Origin of the sequence: Pseudoalteromonas sp. ECSMB14103, from assembly GCF_000813065.1 — a bacterium.
In the GTDB taxonomy this organism is placed as follows: domain Bacteria; phylum Pseudomonadota; class Gammaproteobacteria; order Enterobacterales; family Alteromonadaceae; genus Pseudoalteromonas; species Pseudoalteromonas marina.
The window spans coordinates 113682-135721 of the sequence record NZ_JWGY01000005.1 but is presented as its reverse complement, the minus strand read 5'-3'; the positions used below and the strand labels follow the sequence as shown (position 1 = coordinate 135721).

Here is a 22040-nt window from a genome sequence, read left to right as displayed (position 1 = left end):
CTTGAATGATTATTAACCCCTAATGAATATGATGGCATTCATGGCTTTCAATTTGCAGTACGCTACTCGTTACTCTAAACCTTTCAGCAAGCAGATTCTCTACCTTTAAGCGACATGCTTCGTCATGCTTTTCAATAGTACAGTGCTTTTTGAGTACCACATGAGCCCCCACCACTAAGCCATCGTAATTACGTGTTACAGTTACATTATGTACGTTATGTACGTGTTCTATGCTTGTGATTTCGCTTTCAATATCTGCTACCTTAGGAAGTTTTGCTTTATTTAAACGCAAACCTTTAATACAACTTATAATTACTTTAATGCCCGTAAACAATACAAACGACGCTATAAGCATACTCGATAAAATATCGATGACCGCAAGGCCTGTGAAATATATTAGTACACCAGCAACAAAAGTGGACACAGTAGAAATCAAATCAAAAAACGAATGTAAGAACACGGCATAAACATTAATGCTTGCTTTTCGTCCCTTGTATAACACCCAAGCAGCGGCACCGTGGAACAAAAAGCCCAGCCCCGCAATTACCGACATTAAGTAACTATTTATCTCAAGTTCGTTACCTTCATGCTGATGAATAAATCGCTCCCCACCTTCATATAGAATCACCAAACTAATTGCGAGATATAAAATGCCATTAATAAGCCCACCCATTAACTCAGCCCGTTGATAGCCATCATTGAAAGTTTTAGCTAAGTGAATAGCAAAACTTGAAGCAATTAAGGCAATAAATAGCGAACTATTATGCACAAACAAATGTCCTGCATCAGCTAATACAGCAAGCGAATTAGCATAATACGCGCCAATTACTTGTATGATCATAAATGAGCATGTTATTGCAAGCGCAATGAGTAAGCGCCTACGAGAAGCTTGGTGTGTTGTAATTTCGGTCATGAAATACTTGGGTTACCTATACTTAGAATGCAAGTAAGCCGCTAAAGGCTCACTGAAGAAAGGAGTAATGATATACAGTATCAATTATAATGCGTGACTCACATAAACGCACTAAAAAAGTTAGTAATATCAACAAAACTGTACTAAAACTATATTATAAGAATAAAAATCAATCGGATATGTCCTATCTTTTATAGAAAATGAGGTAACTTAAACGTTGAACTCGATTAAAGAGATCTGGAGTACATTAAAGTGTCTCCCTTTTGCTGTTTTGGTCCACGACTCAAAAACACGCAACTACAAAGCGAACGAATCCGCGTTAAACCTGTTTAATTTAAAGCAGCATTCTGACTTGAATGAAAATCACTTTGGTCACATAAAGCTAACAAGCCCTTTAAGTAAAAAAACTTTATTATTACAGAACCTTTTTGATGTTTATCTTATACCTAATGTTCAAAATAAAGTGGTGCTTGAAGTAGATCAAACAGCCTTCTTACTGAACATTAAATTTGCCAATATTACCGAGACCGTTTCAATGATCACCTTTGAAATAGAAAAACAAAAAGTCGATGAACAATATAATTTTGATGTTGTTATATCGAATATATCAGCCGATCTCATTGATATTCAAAACGATGATGTAGATAAACATATTAATTATGCATTAAAAGCAATTGGCACTGTATGCCATGCAGATCGCAGCTATTTATTTAAATTTAACGACGCAAACACACAAATGAGTAATACACATGAATGGGTAAATAAAGGCATAATGCCTTTTAAGGATTCGTTGCAAAATGTACCTAAAAGTGAACTACCCTACTTTTTTAAATTAATGAACGACACTTACCTTTTTAAAGTAAATGATGTTGCGGATTTACCAGCCTCTGCAGGTGGTGAAAAAAAAGAATTTGAACTACAAAAAATCAAATCAGTAATGTGCATTGGCTTAAGCTACGAAAAAGAGCTTGTTGGTTTTATTGGTTGCGATTGTGTAGCAGTAAAACGTGAATGGACAAACCTTGATTTAATCAGAATAAAATTAGTGGGTGAAATACTAACCAACGCGTTCAAAAATATAAACTATAAACAAAAATTAGAACTTACTCAGCAGCAACTTATCACAGCCAATCAACAATTAAGTGAGCTGGTAAATACAGACGGCTTGACTAACATAGCTAATCGTCGATGCTTTGATCAAACTATAGATGACGAAATACAAAGATGCGTTCGTTACCAACAACCCATTAGTTTACTTATTTGCGACATCGACTTTTTTAAAAAATACAACGATAGTTATGGTCATCAAAAAGGGGATGAGGCATTAAAACAAGTTGCTGAAACACTGCAAAATTTATGTAAGCGCCCCGGCGATCTAGCAGCTCGATATGGTGGTGAAGAATTTGCACTTATTTTACCCTGTACCAATACTGATAATGCATATTGCTTTTCCACTCTAATTCAAAAAGAAATAGCCAAGTTGGGCATAGAGCATAAATATTCAGAAGTAAGTGATATGCTTACTTTAAGTATTGGTTTTTATAGCCTAATTCCTAACACAAAAACAATAGCAGAAGACATTATTGCAAAAGCAGACGCTGCTCTTTATAACGCTAAAGAAACTGGTCGAAATAAAATTTCCGAGAGCCCCCCTCGATAATATGTACTTCTTAAGTGCCCATTTTTTGTAGGTAATTACATTGAAAAGTGGTAGTCTTTATTAGTTTATAATTAAAACAACACACCATTTTATGATTAATTATTATAAGGAATATTTAAATGGATCCAGTGTCACAAATCCTCGATGTCGTATTTACTGTTGAGGCATTTTTACTCATATTTGTTATTGTGCTTCTAAAAAGCAGTGTTAAATTTGTCCCTCAAAATAGAGCTTGGCTAATTGAACGTTTTGGTAAATACCAATCAACCAAAGAAGCCGGCCTTAATTTTATTATTCCGTTTATCGATAGAATATCTGCCGACCGCAGCTTAAAAGAACAGGCGCAAGATGTACCATCTCAATCAGCTATAACAAAAGACAACATCTCGTTAATTGTAGATGGCGTATTATACTTTCGAGTATTAGACCCGTACAAAGCTACCTATGGTGTTGACGATTATACATTTGCGGTTGTTCAGCTTTCGCAAACAACAATGCGTTCAGAGCTTGGTAAAATGGAGCTAGATAAAACTTTTGAAGAGCGTGACCTACTAAACACAAATATCGTAGCTGCAATAAACCAGGCATCTGAGCCATGGGGTATTCAAGTACTGCGTTACGAAATTAAAGATATTGTGCCACCGAACTCGATTATGGAAGCTATGGAAGCACAAATGAAGGCTGAGCGTGTAAAACGTGCTCAAATTTTAGAGTCTGAAGGTGACCGTCAAGCAAATATAAATGTCGCTGAAGGTAAAAAGCAAGCACAAGTGCTTGCTGCAGAAGCAGATAAAGCTGAGCAAATTTTACGTGCGGAAGGTGAAGCTACCGCAATTACAACCGTCGCTGAAGCACAAGCCAATGCACTATTAAAAGTCGGTGAAGCCGCTGATACAGAGCAAGGGCAAAAAGCGATTCAACTTGATTTAGCAACTAAAGCCATTTCGGCTAAAGAAGCCATTGCACGTGAATCATCTGTTGTTCTTCTCCCTGACAACGCAACAGATGCAAGCTCAATGGTTGCGCAAGGCATGGCAATCATTAATAGTTTAAACAAGCAAAATAAAGGTTAACACCTAAAGAGGTTTGTATGGATTTTATTATGCAAAATTTACCACAAGCACTTATGGTGCTTGGTATAATTGCCTTAATAATAGAAGTAGCCGTGCTGGGTCTCTCTACTATTATTCTATTATTTTTTGGCTTATCACTACTGATAACTGGTTTTTCAATGAGCATAGGAATATTGCCTGACTCATTAACAACTGCACTATGGAGTAACACAGTGGTAACGGCTATTTTAGCCATTGGCCTGTGGAAACCTCTAAAAAAAATGCAAAACCGTGTGGATACAAAGCCCGTAACAAACGATTTTGCAGAGCTTACGTTTACCCTAGATGACGACGTTACCGATCAAGGGTTAACTACGTATAATTATTCAGGTATTAGCTGGAAATTAAAAAGTGAGCAAACAATTACTGCAGGCACTCGCGTATACGTTATGAAAAAAGATGTTGGCGTTATGTGGGTCAAACCAGTCTCACAGTAACCTGTAAACAAATTATAAAATAACGGGTGGCTCTAGTTGCCCGTTTTTTATCCCGCTAATTTGAATTGTCGTCCCTTGTATATTTTGTAAGTCCTTATTAGACTCGCACACTGCTGAAGTCACAAATAGCAGCTCACCTTGTTTGCCGCCAAATGCTGTACATGTAGGATTGAGGTTATTTACTTTTATTGTATGAATTACTTCTGCATCAGGCGATAAACACATAATACAGCCCATTCCCCATACCGCTAACCACAAGTTACCAATACTGTCGATAACGCAACCATCGGGATCTACATCGGTGTTATTAAATTGATAGAATACCTTCGCCGTGCCAGCAACTTCACCTGTATTAATATCAAGTTCAAGAACATAAATACAGCTTGTAAAAGAGTCACAATAGTAACCACGAGAGCGAGCTTTATCAAAACACAAACCATTAGGAATGGTTAAATCAGTCACAATGCAATCTAGCTTTTTATTGTAATAGCGGTATATCTTGCCCTGCCCTTTTTCGGCAGTCTTATCCATTGTACTTAACCAAAAGCCACCCCAGGGATCGGCACGCCCATCGTTTGAGCGCCTATTCGAGTCACCACTTTCAAGTTCCGTAATTAACTGAGGTATTTTACGCTTTATATTATAACGATAAATCCCAGATTCAGTTCCTAAAATTAAATGCTCTTTATCTTGCCAAGCTATAGCTGTCACTATAAAAGGCATTTCAACCGAGTAGGCATTTGCTGGTTCATCGAGTGAGCAACAAAATAACAGTTTTTCATTGATATCAACCCAAAAGAGTTTTGCCAACATTGGGTGCCATAGCGGACTTTCGCCAAGCTGATTTTGCGTATTATTAAATAAGGTGATTTTAAAATCGCTCATTTTAGAGTTTATTTACCTTGTGGGAGCAAACTATGACCTTAGTACAATTAATCGCAGCACAAGGTTCTTAAATAACGGGCTCGATAGCGACAACGGCTAAATCATACTGACTTACATTCGCGATATAATAACTATAAATTTGTCAATTTATGTAAAAGCATTGACGCGTTTTATCCATCTTAATGTTGCAGTATCAGTAACCCTTTTAAGCTTTATTATTAACATAAGCTTAAAGCCTAACATTAACAAAAAATATAACTCAGTGCGATGTAATTACAGCCATAAAATTTCTAAAAATAGTATGCCGATTAATTAATATATTAACTACCAACATATTTATTAAATTAAATGTCTGATTTTTTTGCTTTTTTATTATTGAATTAACTTTTAATAGGAATGCAACTTATTGATAATATGTGTTTTATAAGTCGCCCTCACTCGCCATAGTTGGTAACATAAAGTCAGATTAAAAGGAGTTACAATTATGGCTAAAAATATAAAACATGCACTTGTAGTCGAAGGTGGCGCAATGCGCGGTATATTTGCTGCAGGCGTCCTTGATGAATTTTTATCACAAAATCATCAGCCCTTTGATTGTTACTTTGGCGTTTCTGCAGGAGCAACAAATGTAGCTGCATTCTTATGTAAGCAACCCATGCGAAACTACAAAGTAATAACCGATTATTCATGTAGGCCGGAGTATATTAATCTGGCTCGGTTTTTAAAAGGTGGTCACTTATTTGACCTTGATTGGTTATGGGAAGAAACTATTCGTGAAATTCGTCTACAAACCGAAATATTTGAGCAAAACCCGCAACCGTTTTATATTGTTACTACCGCTATAGATTCAGGTAAAGCCTATTATTTAGAAGCAACAAACGACAATATGGTTGAGCAATTAAAAGCATCCTGCGCAATTCCTATTGCATATCGTGATTACCCGATTATAAATAACACACCTATGACGGATGGTGGAGTTGCAGACTCTATTCCTGTTATCAAGGCGTATGAAATGGGGGCGCGCGAAATAACGGTTATCTTGTCACGTTCACGAGGGTACAAAAAAAAAGCGACAAAAACGTCTTGGCTCACTAAACAAATTTATAAGGGCTATCCTGCACTCATAAATGCAGCATTAAATAGAGCTGACGTTTATAATAAAAGTATCGATTTTATAGAAAACCCACCCAGCGATTGTATAGTTAATATTATTGCACCACCAAAGCACTTTAAAGTGGGCAGAACCACCAAATCGTTTAATATTTTAAATAACGGATACCAAATGGGCATAGCTGAGGCACGTGCATACTTGCAAGCAGTCTAAAATAAACAATTAAAGAAAATACTTTAACCGCCGATATTAATTTAGTCAGGAGAAAAATATGAGTGAAAAAATAAATGACGATGCACTTCATGCTCTTAAAATAGCGTTTACATATATGCCAAAAGCTATTGAAGTGACTAAATATGAATATGGTGAGCGTTATCAAACGGTCCTTGACCATATAGAAGCCGTAAGAGAAACACTGCTGATAAACGATGTTGATCCAGAAGAAGTTGATGGAGATATCAACCCAGAGTACACACCTAACTCAACATACTAAATTAAAAATTAGATAACGTGCACACAGGTACGCTAAATCTATATTTTAATCAAATCGTTTTTTTGTATTTAGTTGCCGAGATAGTAATAGCTTTTTATCACTTTTTAACGTTATTCTAAGCTTGCTAAATAAAGTTTTAAAAAATTAATACCATAGGGTTTTTCTATTGAATTTTCTTAGGCAATTTCACGACATAGTCTCTGATCAAAGTTTATCATTTGACAACAAAACGCAAAAGCTATTAACGTTTGGGCTTAACGTTTTTAATCTTGATTTAGCTATCATCAGTAAAGTTGAAGACCAGTGTTACACTGTTTTATATGCGGTTACCCCCAACAATGATCTTGCTATAGGTACACAATTTGACCTACAAGGTACTTACTGCACACACACCCTCAAAGCAGGCTCAGCCCTCGCTTTTCACAATGTATCTCAGAGCGAAATTGCAGACCACCCTTGCTTTGCTAATTTCCAACTGGAATCCTACATTGGTGCTCCTATTAAAGTAGGTAATAAAGTGTTTGGAACCGTTAACTTTTCTTCTGCTGCTTCATCGCCTGTTTTTACAGACCAAGCCTATGACTATATAGAATTATTTGCACAATGGTTAGGTGCGGAATTTGCCAGAAGCCAAACAAAAGATCGACTAATAAAAAATAGTAATAGCCTTATTAAACTTGAAAGCGTTGCGAATATAGGAACTTGGGAAGTCGATATTGCCCACAATAAAATTTATTGGAGCAAGCAAACCAAACTAATTCATGAAGTTGATGAAAACTATCAACCTATTATGGAAACAGCAATTAACTTCTATAAAGAGGGATCTAGCCGAGAAAACATTGCCAAAGCTGTAGAGTTAGCCGTTAGCAAAGGTGAAAAATGGAATCTAGACCTTGAAATTGTTACTGCAAAAAATAATAACATTTGGGTATCGACCTTTGGAGAAGCTGAATTTGAAGGCGACACCTGCGTAAGGTTATTTGGCACGTTTCAAGATGTAACAGAGTCGATGACACTTCGTGAAGAACTTAAAAGCAAAAAAGCAGAGGCTGAACGCTTACTTTTTGATAGAAGCATGCTTTTTGCAAAAATTAGCCATGAACTTAGAACGCCACTCAATGGTATTACAGGCATGCTCACCACCTTGATAGATGAGCATGATGAAGAAAAAAGAACAGAAAAAATTAAAGTTGCGCTACGCAGCTCAGACATATTATTGAATATTATTAATGAGGTTCTTGATTTCTCAAAAATTAATCATGGCGAGCTTAAGCTTGAACCAAATAATATTTTATTAAAAACTGTCTTCACCGACCTTTTCTCTCTCTATACCCCTTTATTTAATGATAAAAACATAGTGTTCGAAGTTAATAATGAGATAGCAGATGACTGCTGGGCCTATTGCGATAACACCCGATTAAGCCAAATCACCTCTAATTTATTAAGCAATGCGTTAAAATTTACAGAGCAAGGTTTTGTAAACTTAGACACGTTTTTAACAAAAAAAAATAATGCGCTTGCCCTTAATATAAATGTAACCGATTCTGGCAGAGGGATGACAGCGGCCTTTCTAGAATCACTATTCTCTCCTTTTACGCAAGAAGTCGATGCTAAAAATACAAAAGGCGGCACAGGTCTAGGCCTAGCAATTGTAAAAGAACTTGTGGAGTACATGGGCGGAAAAATTGAAGTTACTAGCGAAGTTAATAAAGGCACTACATTTTCAGTTTATATTCCAATACCCCGAGGTGAAGAGCAAGCACTTGAAAATAAACCGCTCGCTAACATTGATTTAAACACAAGCGAGTTATCTGTGCTTGTTGTTGATGACAACGACATCAATAGATTAGTGCTTAACGCATCCCTAAATAAGCTTAATATACACCCCGACTTTGCGGTTGATGGTCAAGACGCTGTTTTAAAGTGTAAGCATAAGCCGTATGACCTTATTTTTATGGATTGTATTATGCCTATTTTGGACGGTTTTGAAGCAACTAAGCAGTTAAGAGAACAAAAAATTTGCCCTACTAATAAAACGTATATTGTTGCATTAACTGCTAATACATCGTCTCAAGACAAACTTGCCTGTAAACAAGCCGGCATGGATATGTTTATATCAAAACCTTTTAAAATGTACTCACTTGAGCTCGCTGTCGCATCAGCAATAAAAACCGTTAAACCAGAATTACATTAAATGTACCTGACAATAAGTTAAAGGAAATAACAATGAAATTAATAGCTCGGACCATTTTGATTACTATTTTAGCTTTGTCACTTTATACCGGTTATTCGTCACAGGATTGGCAGTCAATCATGGTAATTTTAATTGTTAGTGGCTTTTTGCTACTACTTACCTTTGTCACTGCAAACTCAAAACAAGGTGCAACCACATACAATACTAGTACAAGTTACTCTGATAATAATTGCAGCGGTTCAGATTCTGGCTGTGGTGGCGGTGGCGATTAACCTATTTATATATGATTAATTACGCCATAAAAAAGCCGCCTTTGGAGAGGGCGGCTTGGGTTAACAAACAGCGATGGGTGTACCTTGCTGTTATATCAAGAGAGGTTTTGCACGTTAAGCAGCTGTTTTGTCTTGCTCGCTTTCTTCGCTGTTGCGAATTAAGTAATCAAAAGCACCTAAACTTGCTGTTGCACCGCTGCCCATGGCAATAATAATTTGCTTAAATGGGGTATTTGTTGCATCACCTGCGCCATAAACACCTGGTAATGACGTAGCACCTTTTGCATCAATTAATATTTCACCAAATTTACTTAGCGCTAAGTCACTAATTTTTAACCACTCAGTGTTAGGAATTAAGCCTATTTGTACAAAAATACCCGCTAGAGTAAGTGCCTTGCTATCACCTGATACTCGGTCTGTGTAAGTGAGTCCTGTTACCTTTTTACCATCGCCAAGTACTTCTGTAGTTTGGGCGTTTTTAATAATAGTAATATTATTTAAGCTTTTCGCTTTGCGAATAAGTACTTCATCGGCGCGAAGTGTATCTGCAAATTCAAGCACTGTTACGTGCTCAACAATGTTTGCTAAATCAATTGCTGCTTCAATACCTGAGTTGCCACCACCAATTACAGCTACAGGCTTACCTTTAAATAAAGGACCGTCACAATGTGGGCAGTATGCTACACCATGTCCGCGGTACTCTTGCTCACCGGGTACGTTCATTTCACGCCAGCGTGCACCGGTTGCTAAAACTAAAGATTTAGCTTTTAAAGTAGCCCCGTTTTCAAGCGTAATTTCGTATTTGTTATTAACGCGTTCAAGTCCTGCAGCACGTTGGTTATGCATTACATCAACATCGTACTCTTTAACATGCTCTTCAAGCTGTGCAACAAGTTTTGGCCCTTCAGTGGCTTTAACAGATATAAAGTTTTCAATCGCTAATGTGTCAGCAACTTGCCCACCAAAACGTTCAGCTACTACACCTGTATTTAAGCCTTTACGTGCAGAGTAAATAGCAGCTGAGGCACCCGCAGGCCCACCACCAACTACTAGTACGTCAAATTCATCTTTTTCACTCAGTGCCGCAGCTTGGCGTTCTGCACCCTTACTATCTACCTTGTTTAAAATGTCAGTTAGGCTTAATGCACCTTGGCTAAATGGTTCGCCATTTAAATAAACAGCCGGTACGGCTAAAATGTTGCGCTCTTCTACTTCCTCTTGAAATAGTGCGCCATCAATCATTGTTGCTTTAATTTTGCTATTAGTCGCGGCCATTGTATTTAGCGCCTGCACTACTTGAGGGCACGTTTGGCAGCTCAAGCTAATGTAAATTTCAAAATTAAGTTCTTGATCAAGTGATTGTATTTGTTCAATGTCTTCGCTTTTTGCTTTACTTGCGTGTCCGCCAGTGTGTAAAAGCGCCAACACTAAACTTGTAAATTCGTGTCCCATCGGTACGCCTGCAAACGTAATGTGGGTATTTTTAACTGGTGAATGTACAACCATAGACGGGCGTCGTGCGCTGGTATCTGGGTTGTTAACTACCGTAAACTTATCGCTTAATGATGCTAAATCATTTGCTAAGCCTTCTACTTCTGTTGATTTTTTGCTGTCATCCAAGGCAATAAGCAGCTCAACAGGTTGAGTAAGCGATTCGAAATGGCTTTTTAATTGATTTTTAATGTTGTTATCTAACATGGCTTAACCCTTTTTAGGAAAATTTAAACAGCAAGCCTCCCATGCCAATTAATGCATGTGCTTAATCATCAAATTGAGATAGGAGGCACCAATAAACGAATATTTATTGGTTTAAGGGCAGTTACCTGCCCTTACAGTTGAGGTAATCTATACTTAGATTTTACCAACTAGGTCTAGTGAAGGAGCAAGTGTGTCTTCACCTGGCTGCCAAGATGCTGGACAAACTTCACCGTCATGAGTTGCAATGTATTGTGCGGCTTGTACTTTACGCACTAGCTCTTTAGCGCTACGGCCAATACCTAAATCGTGAGTTTCAATTACTTTAATTTCACCTTCAGGGTTCATTACAAACGTACCACGAAGTGCTAGGCCATCATCTTCAATCATAACGCCAAAGCTGCGAGTAATACGGCCTGTTGGGTCGCCAATCATCGGGAATTTAATTTTACCGATTGTGTCTGACGTATCGTGCCATGCTTTATGAGTAAAATGAGTATCAGTTGATACTGAGTAAACTTCTACACCCATTTCTTGTAGTTGCTCGTAGTAATCAGCAACATCGCCAAGTTCAGTAGGACATACAAATGTGAAATCTGCTGGGTAAAAGAAGAAGATTGACCACTTACCAAGTACATCTTTTTCAGATACTTCTACAAAATCACCATTGTGGTATGCAGTTGCGTTAAAAGGTTGAATTTTTGTGTTGATTAATGAAGTGCTCATAGTATTCCTCATTTATATTTAATGTTTTAATTTAAGTTACCAAGCAAAGCGAAATTTATTGGCTAACCTTGCTGGCTTGATTAATACAATAAGCCCATCGATAAATTAAATAAAATTGATTGTTTAGATTAAAACAATCGATTTTTAGGATGAAACTAAATAATAACTAGATTCGTAGTTAATTTATTGCAACTTATCGGTTTGCGCGCGTAAGGCTGATACAATTGCCTCGCTTACTATTAAAAATACTCAGGGCACACTGTTATGAACAAGTTTATCAATCACATCCAATTAGGCTATCTTGGCCTAATACCATTTCTAGCCTGTTTAGCGTGGCCGCTGATGCTCGGTAGTAACAATGTTAACTTAGAGTTTTTTACGTTTTATAGCATTGCTATTCTTGCTTTTATGGCAGGTAATATTTGGCATGCCGGCCAGCAAAGCTATGCTGATGCAATAAAAGCGGTACTACCTGTTATTCCGGTACCATTTTTAGCATTTTTACCTGTTGAATGGGTTTTAGGGTGGTTATCGCTGAGTTTTTGGCTTGTTCTACTTTTTGAAAAATCAACACCTCAGTGGCAAACCTACGACAAAGACTATCAAAAAATGCGCTTTGTGCTGACGTCGGTCGTGTTTGTATGCCACATATTTATCATTGGTATGAGTATTTACCCAAAATAGTAGCTATTGCCTTAAATATTGCGCGGTAATAATGTACCATCCGCGCACAGCTATTTGAGGACTCACCATGATTGACCAATTACGCCAGCAGCTTGACGAGCTTGGCGAAAACTATGTAGAAAAAAACGCCGCTTTCAAAATCAAGGTCATTCCATTTTTTTGCGCTATTAGCATTAAAAAAGATCACAAAAATGAAAACCGCCTCAACTTTTATTCAAATCAACTTATTGAGATATTTTTAGTTGTTTTGCTCATATTATTTGGCGTAACGTTATATAAAGCGGACGGTGGGTTTACAGATGGCCCACTGCATTTTGCATTTGCAATTGTAATCACTTTTAACTTAATTATTAAACAAATAGCCATCGAAGGCCTAAAAACAAGGCTTGCTTTTGAGCGTTTAAATACGGCGAATAAGCAACTTCAAAACGTTAATAAGCAAAACACATAGCAAAGTATGTACTTAAATCCTAATTGGCGAATACTTACTGTTGGCGATGGCGACTTATCGTTTTCTCATGCGATTTTTGAGCACGTAAAACCAAATAAATTAGTCGCCTCAACTTACGATAGCGCACAAACCATAGAACAAAAATACCCTGATAACGCTTTAAAAAAATTGCGTGAATGCAGTGTTGACGTTCTTAATAATTTTGATGTAACGAGCAAAGCGTGTTGGCAAACACTAAAAAGTAACAACCAATGCTTTGACGTAGTCATTTTTCAGTTCCCACTTATTCCTGCATTTGTAGGTAAAGAGGCGTTTGAAGCTAGCACTCGTCAATCAAGTATGAACGTTTTAAACAGAGCCCTATTACATCAATTTATTAAATATGCCACTGAGTTTGCGTTAAACCCAAATGGCCCAATGCTTTGCTTTATAACCTCTAAAGATGTAAAACCTTATCGTGAATGGAACATAGAAGGCAGTTTAAACGAACGTTTAAGCAGCAAATATTGTGGCCAAATGCCATTTGATATAACACGTTTTTCGGGCTATAAAATTCGTAATGTTGACCGTGACAAACACGTCAAAGACACAAGCGGGATCACGTATGTATTTAGCCCAAAAAGTAGCACCTTAGAACCCCAACTAGCCAAACAATTAACCAAACCCAGCTACTTAACATCAAACCATTGCGCGCTTTGCCGAGTTGGACCCTTCATAGCAGAAGAAGACCAAGCAAAACATCTTAAAGCTAAAAAGCACTTGCAAATGTTACGCCTAGAATCTGATTGGCAACACTGGTTAAACACCTTTTACAGCTAACTATTGGCTGCTTTAATTAAGTCAGCCGCCTTTTCTGCAATCGCTATAACGGGGGCATTAGTGTTACCTGTGACAATTGTGGGCATTATTGACGCGTCAACAACACGTAAATTATTAACGCCATGCACTTTTAACTTGCTGTCAACAACCGACATCTCGTCCTTACCCATTTTACATGTCCCAACGGGATGATATTCAGTGTCAGCTGTTTCACGAATAAACTCTATTAACTGCTGATCATTATTTATATCGAGTGGATAAACCATATCTGCACGTATTTCATCAAAGGCTGGGCTATTCATTATTGCGAGTGTTTTTTTCAAACCCAACAACATTATGTTTAAGTCATCTTGATGGCTTAAATAATTAGGATCAATCAGTGGTGCTGCATAGGGGTCATTGTTTGCAAGCTTGATAGTCCCTCTACTTTTAGGTCGCATAATACTGCTATGAATACTGTACCCATGCCCATAATGCAACTTGCGACTATGATCGTCTACTAGCCCAATTACAAATTCGAGTTGAACATCAGGTGCCGGCGAATCTTTAAATAATTTAATAAACGCATGAGACTCCGCAAAGTTACTTGTTAAACATCCGTTTCGTTTACTAAACCAATCTGCAACCCCTTTGGTAACTTGAAGCGCACCTTTTGGGCTTATACCAAACGTACCGGCACTATTATTGGCTTTAAAAAGTGGAACCACTGTTAGATGGTCTTGTAAATTTTCACCAACGCCTTCTAACACAACCTTCACATCAATATTATGTAATTTTAAATGCTCTTTTGGTCCAATCCCCGACAACATTAAAATTTGCGGCGAATTAATAGCCCCCGCACTCAAAATCACCTCTTTATTAGCCGTTAACTCTATTTGCTGTTTGTTACGTGTTATTTGCACTCCTTGCGCAGTTTTATTTTTTATATTTATTTTTTTAACGTGGCAATGTGTGAATACGGTTAGGTTATCCCTATTTAAATTAGGTGTTAAATACGCTTTCGCTGCACTACAACGCTCTCCTTTATGCTGTGTAACCTGCGACAAACGTGCACCACTTTGTTCTTTACCGTTAATATCATCATTTAGCGGTACCCCTTGTTCAGCGCAAGCATTTAAAAAATACTGATTAACAGAACTTGGCGTATTTAGCTCTTGTACATAAAGCGGTCCATCAACTCCATGCAAAGAGTTATTTATAAATGCACTGTTGTTTTCAGCTTTTATAAAATAGGGCAACATGCTTTTATAATCCCAGCCCATGTTCCCCTGCTTTTCCCACTCATCATAATCGTGTTTATTACCTCGAATATAAACCATTGCATTGATTGAGCTTGAACCACCGAGCACTTTACCCCTTGGCATAAAACCGCACCGATTGTTAAGTGCTTTTTGGGGTACTGTATTATAGTGCCAACTGTTAATACCATAAGGTACGCTGGCAGCAACTGCAGCTGGCATTTGAACAAGAGCGCTTTTATCTCCCCCGCCGGCTTCAATTAAACATACACTCACATTTTTATCTTCAGATAAACGCGAAGCAATAACACACCCAGCACTACCTGCCCCTATAACAATGTAATCAAATGTTGTGCTCTGCATGTGAGCCCTTATGAAAATTAATACCTTATTAATACTGCATAGAAAAACACATCAAAACTTGATATTTTTAGACACCAAGTTGCTGGAGTAATGCATGAAAAATTTTATTAAGGCCACATCACTACAAGGGATAGACTCGCTTGTTAAGAGCTTAGGCGCTGACATATCACAAATAATGACACAGCTTGGCCTTAACATTTGCTTTAATAACTTAGAGCAACAATACTTGCCCTATAGTACTTACGCCTAACTCCTTGAACATTGTGCACATACGCTCAACTGCCCAAGCTTTGGGCTGCAACTAGCCAATAAGCAGAGCTTTGATATACTTGGCCCTATTGCTATAGCAGCAAAAAGTAGCACTAATTTAGGTGACGCCCTCAACTGGGTTATTAAATATTTGCACCTACACACTCCCGCTTTAAGCTTAACTATTCATCCGTTAGAGGCTGATAAAACACTCTTTTTATCATTTCAAATAAACTTAACCCCATTACCTAAAACAACCCAGGTTTTAGAACTAACTATCGGCCTCGCCATGGGAGTAATAAAAAAATTAAGTAATAACACCTGTAAACCACAAGCGGTATTTTTACCTCAAAAGCAACTTACTAATACCCGCGCATACAACACTTACTTTGGCTGCAAAGTCACGCACAATAGAAATAGTGCCGGTATTGTTATTTTAAAAACAGATTTAGCATTATCAATTGCACAACCCCAGTACGATAAAATACCTGCCGCGCTGCAGTTTTTAGCTCAAAGCGAACAGCAAAATCAATCCCTGCCAACTCAAGTAAGCGCGTTAATTAGGCCCATGTTGCCAATATATCAATGCACAAACGAAACCATTGCTGCAGCGCTGGGTATGCACCCAAGAACATTGCACAGAGAGTTAAATAAACACAACACAAGCTTTGTAAAACTAAAAGACTCAACCCGGCGCTCATTAGCTGCGCACTATTTGGCGCAAAACCATTACAGTATTTCAACCATCTCAGAGCTATTAGGTTATCAAGAACAAGCAACACTTAGCGCCAGTGTAAAACGTTGGTTTGGTTATTCTCCGCGAGCATACAGAGCTAAAAAAATGATAAACTTAAATAAACATAATTCTAAGGAATGAGTATGAACTTTGTAATTGTAGGTACTAATTTTATCAGCGACACGTTACTTAACGCTGCTAATACCCTCGCTGATTTTAATTTATACGGAGTTTGCTCTCGCGCGCTTTCAAGCGGCGAAGCATTTTTAGCAAAACACCCGCAAAATGCACATGCAAAAACGTTTACCAACATTGAACAAGTTTGCCAAGACGAATGCGTTGACGCAGTTTATATAGCCGCGCCCAACAGCTTGCATAAACAGTATGCGGTTATGTGTTTAAACGCAGGAAAACATGTACTCGGTGAAAAGCCGTCTGCAGCCAATAGCCAAGAACTAAAAGAAATCATTGCCACCGCTAAGCAAAACCAGTGCTTATACATGGAAGCAATGATGACCACCCATTTACCTAACTTCATATTGTTAAAGCAAGCACTTAGCAGAATAGGCACTCCTCGAAAGTACATTGGTCAATACAGTCAATATTCATCTCGTTACGATAAGTACAAAAATGGGGAGCGCCCTAACACCTTTTTACCTGAATTTGCCAACGGTGCTTTGGTCGATTTAGGTATATACCCTCTTTACTTGTTAATTGCACTTTGGGGCGCGCCGCATAGTGTAAATGCAAGTGGCGTATTACTAGATACCGGTGTTGATGGCGCAGGCGATGTACTGCTTAATTATTCAAATAAGCAAGCTGTGATTAGCTACTCAAAAATATCGCAAGGTGACAACATAACAGAAATACAAGGTGAACTTGGCAGAATGCGTATTGAAGCCGTATCGCAACTCAAAAAAGTAGAGTTTATTGCTAACAATGGCGAATCAGAAATTATATCTGAACAATTTGATAAGCATTTTATGAAGTTTGAAGTTGCTCACTTTATGCAACTCATAGAAAAAAAACAGTGGGAATCTGATGTAAACACCTTCGCGTTGTCATTAGATGTTATGAATGTACTTGACGAAGCTCGTAAACAATTAGGTGTGATTTATCCAAACGATAAAACACATTAATTAAGACCATAACTGAGTTAGCTGTATATGGGCGTTAACCAACGACAGTTAACGCCCATGGGGAAATGCAAATCACTATACCAACTACACACTGTTTACTTATATACATTTAGGTAACGATCCCCATCCGTGGGCAATCAGTTTGATATAATGACCTAAAGTATTTACCAATTACTGACTGACAATAGAGCTATAACTCAATCTTAATCAGAAAACAGCCATTGCTCATTTTAACGGCGTAAATCAAAACTAACACACAAAAACATAACCAATCAAGCTGGCCAATTGTTTAATTTTAAACTAAATTGGTATTACACAAATTAAACCAACAAACAATATTGTTTTATAACCAAATCATAGCGCTAGAATTTTGACATATTAGTGAGGTTTGGGGTAACCTTGTCGGTTAATAAATGATATAAATTTTTAGACCTAAATGGTCAATATTCCTTAGGGTATGAAGGTACAATATGGGTAATCGTCGCTTATTTTGGCGCATTGTTGATAAAATAGAGTCTTTAATAAATCAAGGTGAGTTTACTGCTGGGAGTCGTTTACCCCCTGAGCGTGAACTTGCAGAAATGTTTGACGTAAGTCGCCCAACAATTCGAGAAGCAATTATTGCATTAGAAGTACGTGGACGGGTTGAAGTTAAAACCGGTTCGGGTGTTTATGTTGTTGAACAAAAAAATGCCTCTATAAAATCAAAAGAGATCAGCGCATTTGAATTAACTCAGGCCCGCGCACTCATCGAAGGCGAAATTGCAGCACTTGCCGCTCAAAGCATTACAGAAGAAGAACTTGAGCAGCTAAATCAAACGCTAATAGTAATGGAAAAAGGGCTTTATGTAGAGCAAGCAGACCGAGAATTCCATGAAATAATTGCCAGAGCAACACGCAATAAAGCGCTTGAATTTGCTGTTTCTAACTTGTGGGATTTACGATTAAAAAACCCACAAATTGTTGCTGATTACAGTAGTGTTTGTACTAATAACAACGAATGTGTGATGGATGAGCACACCGCCATTTACACGGCACTAAAAGCACATGACGCTAGTGCAGCCCGTGCGGCCATGCATAAACACTTCAACCGGTTAATAAATGCATTGTTTGACGCTGTAGAAGCGCGTGCTCTTGAAGAAATAAAACGTAAAAATGACGAAAAACGCGGTCTTTACTCTTTGGACGGTCTCGTTAATAAAAGCGCTCACTAAGTTTAAACATACTAGCAAACACCTGTTTGCTAGTATGTTGCCCTTCATTAGATCTTACTCTAAACAGCCACACCTATTTTTTAATCGCAAACACTTACCAATCGTACTAAAAGCAGATATTATCCCGCCACAAAATATAGCCATTGCATCTTAAATAGTGGAAATTTATTAACCCCTATTAACAGTGCTTTAAATTAGGGACAACAATGCAATCAAGTACCAAAGATTTCATATTAGCAACTGTTTGCTTATTAATTGCCATGATGACCATTCAATCGGGTGCGTCGTTTGCAAAGCAACTATTCCCCATTGTTGGCCCCGAAGGGACGACCGCGCTTAGGCTTGGTTTTTCTGCGCTTTTGTTATGTTTAGTATTTAAACCATGGAAACATATACCTGCCAGAGGAAACCGCTTAGCTATTGTGGTTTATGGTTTAAGCTTAGGTGGAATGAACATTCTGTTTTACTACGCTATTGAGCGCATACCCTTGGGTATTGGTGTCGCACTGGAGTTTACTGGCCCCCTTGCCGTTGCTTTATTTAGCTCTCGCCGTAAACGCGATTTATTTTGGGTTGCCTGCGCCATTGCCGGTATATTACTTTTATTGCCCGATATGAGCGGTGAAGAGAGCCTAGATCCTGTTGGTGTTATTTTAGCTTTAGCAGCAGGTGCATGTTGGGCTGGCTATATATTGTTTGGTAAAAAAACCGGAATGCAAAGCTCAGGTGGTGCAACGGTTGCCCTAGGTATGACCGTTGCGGCCATTGTGCTTGTGCCCTACGGAGGCATTATGCAAGCGAGCGCATTCACATGGGAAGTTATTCCTCTGGGGATTGGTATTGCAGTTTTATCAAGTGCGTTACCTTATACGCTTGAAATGGTGGCACTGCGTAATATGCCTTCTCAAGGCTTTAGCATAATGATGAGCCTTGAACCTGCCATTGCATCACTTGCTGCCTTTGTTATTTTAGGCGAGCTACTCACACTCTGGCAGTGGTTAGCCATTTTATTAGTAATAATAGCCTCGACAGGAAGCTCTTTTTCTGGTGAATCAAAAAAGTAGCCTAAACCAAAAGCCATCAACCACGATGGCTTTTTTGTTAAGCTGTATGTGCTTTTTGTTTTTCTTTTTTAGCAGAATAAACAAATCCTATTAACGCAATAAGCGGCATTGCAGCCGCAACTAAAGCTATACTTTCCCACCCGCCAAACTCATATAATGAGCTAGCAATTAATGACCCAACAGCACCGCCCAAAAATATACTGGTCATGTAAATGGCGTTAAGCCGAGCACGACTTTGTGGCTCTAGCGAATAGATTACCCGTTGGCCAAGTACCATATTGGCTTGCACTGCAAAATCAATTAAAACACCGGTTAGCGCCAATATGATAATGCCGTTTGGTAAATCAAATAAGCTGGGTAAAAAACACAATAATGCAATCACTTTGGCTAATAACGACATTTCGTAGGTATAGCCTTTGTCAGCTAAACGCCCAACAATAGGCGCTGCAACAGCACCGGCTGCGCCTACTAAAGCAAACAATGCTATTTGAGTTTGCGAAAAACCATATTCTCTGGCAAGCACAACAGGCACTGTCGTCCAAAACAAGCTAAATGACGCAAACATTAGCCCCTGGTAAAAAGCACGTTGACGAAGCACAGGTTGACTTATTACCAGCGACTTTAACGATCGTAATAAAGCAAAGTAACGTGTTTTATGCGTTGGCAACCTTGTGGGTATAGCAAAGTAAATAACTAAAGCAATAAATACCATGCATCCCGCGGCAAAAAAGAACACGGCACGCCAGCCAAAATGATCAGCAATTATGCTGGCTACTGGTCTTGCTAGCAAAATACCCAACAACAGCCCCGCCATAATATTACCTAAAACTTGCCCCCGCTTTTCGTCTGACGATAAATGCGCCGCCAACGGAATAAGTACCTGCACCGATACCGAGCTTGCCCCCACTAGCAAACATAAAAACAGCATTGTATTTGGAGTTTGAACAACCCCCAGTCCAATTAAGCTAATAAATGTAATACACAGAGTAATTAACATTAACCGTTTATTTTCAACTAAGTCGGCTAACGGCACTAAAAAAAATAACCCAATGGCATAGCCAATTTGAGTTAAAGACACAATAAAGCTGGCACTGTGTGCACTTAAACCCACATCCGGGGCTAACAATTCTATAATAGGTTGTGCATAGTAAATGTTGGCAACAATTAAGCCGCAACATAGTGCAATAACGCTTACAAGAGTACGGCTGATCTGCACAGGGTCTGCGCTTAAATTAGACATGGCATTCTCAAAATTAATTAAATAAAACCTCAAGAGACTGAGGTTTTTTATTAGGTCACTTTATGGGCGAAGGCTTTCCGTGCGGGCTTGAACGTAAATATTGCTTAGGTGCGTTAACTGTTGCACCCAATTCAGCTGCTGCATGCCATGGCCAATGTGGGTTATATAAAATACCTCTAGCTAAAGCCACTGCATCCGCTTTGTGCTCGCTTAAAATATTTTCTGCTTGTTGCGCTTCGGTAATTAAACCCACCGCAATAACCGGCATATTAACGGCCTGTTTTATTGCAGTAGCAAAAGGCACCTGAAAGCAAGGCTCAACAGGTATTTGCTGTAAAGGGCTTAAACCCGCAGTACTTACATGAATAAAATCACAGCCAAGCTCATCAAGCGCTTTAGCAAGCGCTATTGATTGCTCTAAATCCCAACCACCTTCAACCCAGTCAGTCGCTGAGATTCGAATACCAACTGGTTTATTAACACTAAACTCAGCGCGCACTGCTTTAAATACCTCCAATACAATACGCATTCTGTTAGTAAGGTTTCCGCCATATTCATCGTCACGCTTATTTGAAATGGGCGACAAAAACTGGTGAAGCAAATACCCATGAGCACCATGTAATTCGATCAGATCAAGGCCTAGCTCGTCGGCGCGTTTAGCTGCGCTTGCAAAGTCCGCAATTAATTGCGCTATATCTGCTTTACTCATTGCAACAGGTTCAAACGAATGCTCATCGTAAGCCTGTGATGATGGCGCGATAGTTTGCCAACCATTTTTATCGCTAGGTGAAATAGCACCTACGTCGTCCCACGGTTTACCGGTTGACGCTTTACGCCCTGCATGCGCAAGCTGAATACCTATAGGCATGTCACTATATTGCCTAACCGCGTTTAAAGTTTTACCTAATGCTTTTTGGGTTTCATTATTCCACAGACCTAAATCACCATAGCTTATTCGCCCCTCAGGGCTTACAGCCGTCGCTTCCATAATAAGTAAACCGGCTCCACTTAAACTCAGTTGACCTAAATGAATAGTATGCCAATCAGTTGCCTCACCATTAATAGCTGAATATTGGCACATAGGTGCAATAATAATGCGGTTAGGTAAACTGAGCTTACCCAAAGATAACGGCGAAAAAAGCTGGCTCATAACAGATCCTTGATGCATACGAATTAAAAATTAAATTGAATGTACGAACTAATAAACACATTCGCCCATTTAGTCATATAAAAACCTTTATTTAAAAGTAGGTTATGGGGAGGTAAAACTTTTTTTAAACCGCTACAACTTACTAAAAAATAAATGGCTCCCTGTCCAGCCAAATAAACTTACAAAAAATTAACA

At 38.5% G+C, this 22040-nt stretch carries 20 protein-coding genes and 1 pseudogene; 14 read left to right on the top strand and 7 right to left on the bottom strand.

What is annotated here, in order from left to right; translation table 11 throughout:
• Positions 1–19: 19 nt before the first annotated feature.
• A complete protein-coding gene (locus RF53_RS10350) occupies positions 20–913 on the bottom strand; it encodes a cation diffusion facilitator family transporter (RefSeq protein WP_006791624.1) in 894 nt (297 codons plus the stop codon).
• 217 nt (positions 914–1130) lie between these two features.
• Here RF53_RS10350 and RF53_RS10345 point away from each other — a divergent pair, with 217 nt between their 5' ends.
• The 3 genes from RF53_RS10345 to RF53_RS10335 all read left to right on the top strand — a co-directional run bounded on the left by RF53_RS10345 (position 1131) and on the right by RF53_RS10335 (position 4122).
• On the top strand, positions 1131–2573 hold the full coding sequence (locus RF53_RS10345; RefSeq protein ID WP_039037588.1) for a sensor domain-containing diguanylate cyclase: 1443 nt from the start codon (positions 1131–1133) through the stop codon (positions 2571–2573).
• A gap of 119 nt (positions 2574–2692) precedes the next feature.
• Positions 2693–3646, top strand: a complete 954-nt coding sequence (locus tag RF53_RS10340; RefSeq protein WP_006791622.1) for a slipin family protein — start codon at positions 2693–2695, stop codon at positions 3644–3646.
• A 17-nt stretch (positions 3647–3663) separates the two neighbouring features.
• Positions 3664–4122: an NfeD family protein gene (locus RF53_RS10335; RefSeq protein WP_006791621.1), complete on the top strand. Its 459-nt coding sequence runs from the start codon at positions 3664–3666 to the stop codon at positions 4120–4122.
• Between the two features lie 12 nt (positions 4123–4134).
• On the opposite strand, the gene RF53_RS10330 is transcribed toward RF53_RS10335, so the two are convergent.
• Positions 4135–5007 (bottom strand): SMP-30/gluconolactonase/LRE family protein, encoded by an 873-nt coding sequence (locus RF53_RS10330; RefSeq protein WP_039037587.1) that lies wholly within the window; start codon positions 5005–5007, stop codon positions 4135–4137.
• A gap of 484 nt (positions 5008–5491) precedes the next feature.
• Between RF53_RS10330 and RF53_RS10325 the strand changes: the two genes are divergently transcribed.
• From RF53_RS10325 to RF53_RS10310, 4 genes are all read left to right on the top strand, one after another.
• A complete protein-coding gene (locus RF53_RS10325) occupies positions 5492–6331 on the top strand; it encodes a patatin-like phospholipase family protein (protein ID WP_039037586.1) in 840 nt (279 codons plus the stop codon).
• A 58-nt stretch (positions 6332–6389) separates the two neighbouring features.
• Positions 6390–6611: a hypothetical protein gene (locus RF53_RS10320; RefSeq protein ID WP_006791618.1), complete on the top strand. Its 222-nt coding sequence runs from the start codon at positions 6390–6392 to the stop codon at positions 6609–6611.
• Between the two features lie 166 nt (positions 6612–6777).
• A complete protein-coding gene (locus tag RF53_RS10315) occupies positions 6778–8805 on the top strand; it encodes a hybrid sensor histidine kinase/response regulator (RefSeq protein ID WP_039037585.1) in 2028 nt (675 codons plus the stop codon).
• A 32-nt stretch (positions 8806–8837) separates the two neighbouring features.
• On the top strand, positions 8838–9077 hold the full coding sequence (locus tag RF53_RS10310) for a hypothetical protein (protein ID WP_039037584.1): 240 nt from the start codon (positions 8838–8840) through the stop codon (positions 9075–9077).
• A gap of 114 nt (positions 9078–9191) precedes the next feature.
• Here RF53_RS10310 and ahpF read toward each other — a convergent pair whose 3' ends face one another.
• Together ahpF and ahpC are read right to left on the bottom strand one after the other, a co-directional pair.
• Positions 9192–10775 (bottom strand): alkyl hydroperoxide reductase subunit F, encoded by a 1584-nt coding sequence (gene ahpF, locus RF53_RS10305; RefSeq protein WP_039037583.1) that lies wholly within the window; start codon positions 10773–10775, stop codon positions 9192–9194.
• 153 nt (positions 10776–10928) lie between these two features.
• Entirely contained in the window at positions 10929–11498 is a 570-nt protein-coding gene (gene ahpC / locus RF53_RS10300; protein ID WP_004587118.1) for an alkyl hydroperoxide reductase subunit C, read from the bottom strand.
• A gap of 264 nt (positions 11499–11762) precedes the next feature.
• Here ahpC and RF53_RS10295 point away from each other — a divergent pair, with 264 nt between their 5' ends.
• From RF53_RS10295 to RF53_RS10285, 3 genes are all read left to right on the top strand, one after another.
• Positions 11763–12182, top strand: coding sequence for a DUF3429 domain-containing protein (locus tag RF53_RS10295; RefSeq protein WP_006791614.1), 420 nt, complete (start codon positions 11763–11765; stop codon positions 12180–12182).
• Between the two features lie 67 nt (positions 12183–12249).
• Positions 12250–12633, top strand: coding sequence for a hypothetical protein (locus RF53_RS10290; protein WP_006791613.1), 384 nt, complete (start codon positions 12250–12252; stop codon positions 12631–12633).
• Between the two features lie 6 nt (positions 12634–12639).
• Positions 12640–13452 (top strand): class I SAM-dependent methyltransferase, encoded by an 813-nt coding sequence (locus tag RF53_RS10285; protein WP_039037582.1) that lies wholly within the window; start codon positions 12640–12642, stop codon positions 13450–13452.
• On the opposite strand, the gene RF53_RS10280 is transcribed toward RF53_RS10285, so the two are convergent.
• Positions 13449–15053, bottom strand: a complete 1605-nt coding sequence (locus RF53_RS10280; RefSeq protein WP_039037581.1) for a GMC family oxidoreductase — start codon at positions 15051–15053, stop codon at positions 13449–13451. The genes RF53_RS10285 and RF53_RS10280 overlap by 4 nt on opposite strands.
• 94 nt (positions 15054–15147) lie before the next feature.
• Between RF53_RS10280 and RF53_RS19690 the strand changes: the two are divergent.
• The 4 genes and pseudogenes from RF53_RS19690 to RF53_RS10260 all read left to right on the top strand — a co-directional run bounded on the left by RF53_RS19690 (position 15148) and on the right by RF53_RS10260 (position 19455).
• Positions 15148–16179: pseudogene (locus RF53_RS19690) on the top strand (AraC family transcriptional regulator ligand-binding domain-containing protein).
• Between the two features lie 2 nt (positions 16180–16181).
• Positions 16182–17177, top strand: coding sequence for a Gfo/Idh/MocA family protein (locus tag RF53_RS10270; protein WP_039037580.1), 996 nt, complete (start codon positions 16182–16184; stop codon positions 17175–17177).
• Positions 17178–17647: 470 nt separating this feature from the next.
• The gene (locus tag RF53_RS10265) at positions 17648–18391 is read left to right on the top strand and encodes a FadR/GntR family transcriptional regulator (RefSeq protein WP_006791608.1); all 744 of its coding nucleotides are present in this window, start codon (positions 17648–17650) and stop codon (positions 18389–18391) included.
• Between the two features lie 206 nt (positions 18392–18597).
• Positions 18598–19455: an EamA family transporter gene (locus tag RF53_RS10260; protein WP_039037579.1), complete on the top strand. Its 858-nt coding sequence runs from the start codon at positions 18598–18600 to the stop codon at positions 19453–19455.
• A gap of 37 nt (positions 19456–19492) precedes the next feature.
• Here RF53_RS10260 and RF53_RS10255 read toward each other — a convergent pair whose 3' ends face one another.
• Both RF53_RS10255 and RF53_RS10250 read right to left on the bottom strand, forming a co-directional pair.
• A complete protein-coding gene (locus RF53_RS10255) occupies positions 19493–20695 on the bottom strand; it encodes an MFS transporter (protein WP_006791606.1) in 1203 nt (400 codons plus the stop codon).
• A 55-nt stretch (positions 20696–20750) separates the two neighbouring features.
• Positions 20751–21845 carry an NADH:flavin oxidoreductase/NADH oxidase gene (locus RF53_RS10250; RefSeq protein WP_006791605.1) on the bottom strand — a complete coding sequence of 365 codons (1095 nt, stop codon included), beginning with the start codon at positions 21843–21845 and terminating at the stop codon, positions 20751–20753.
• Positions 21846–22040: the final 195 nt, after the last annotated feature.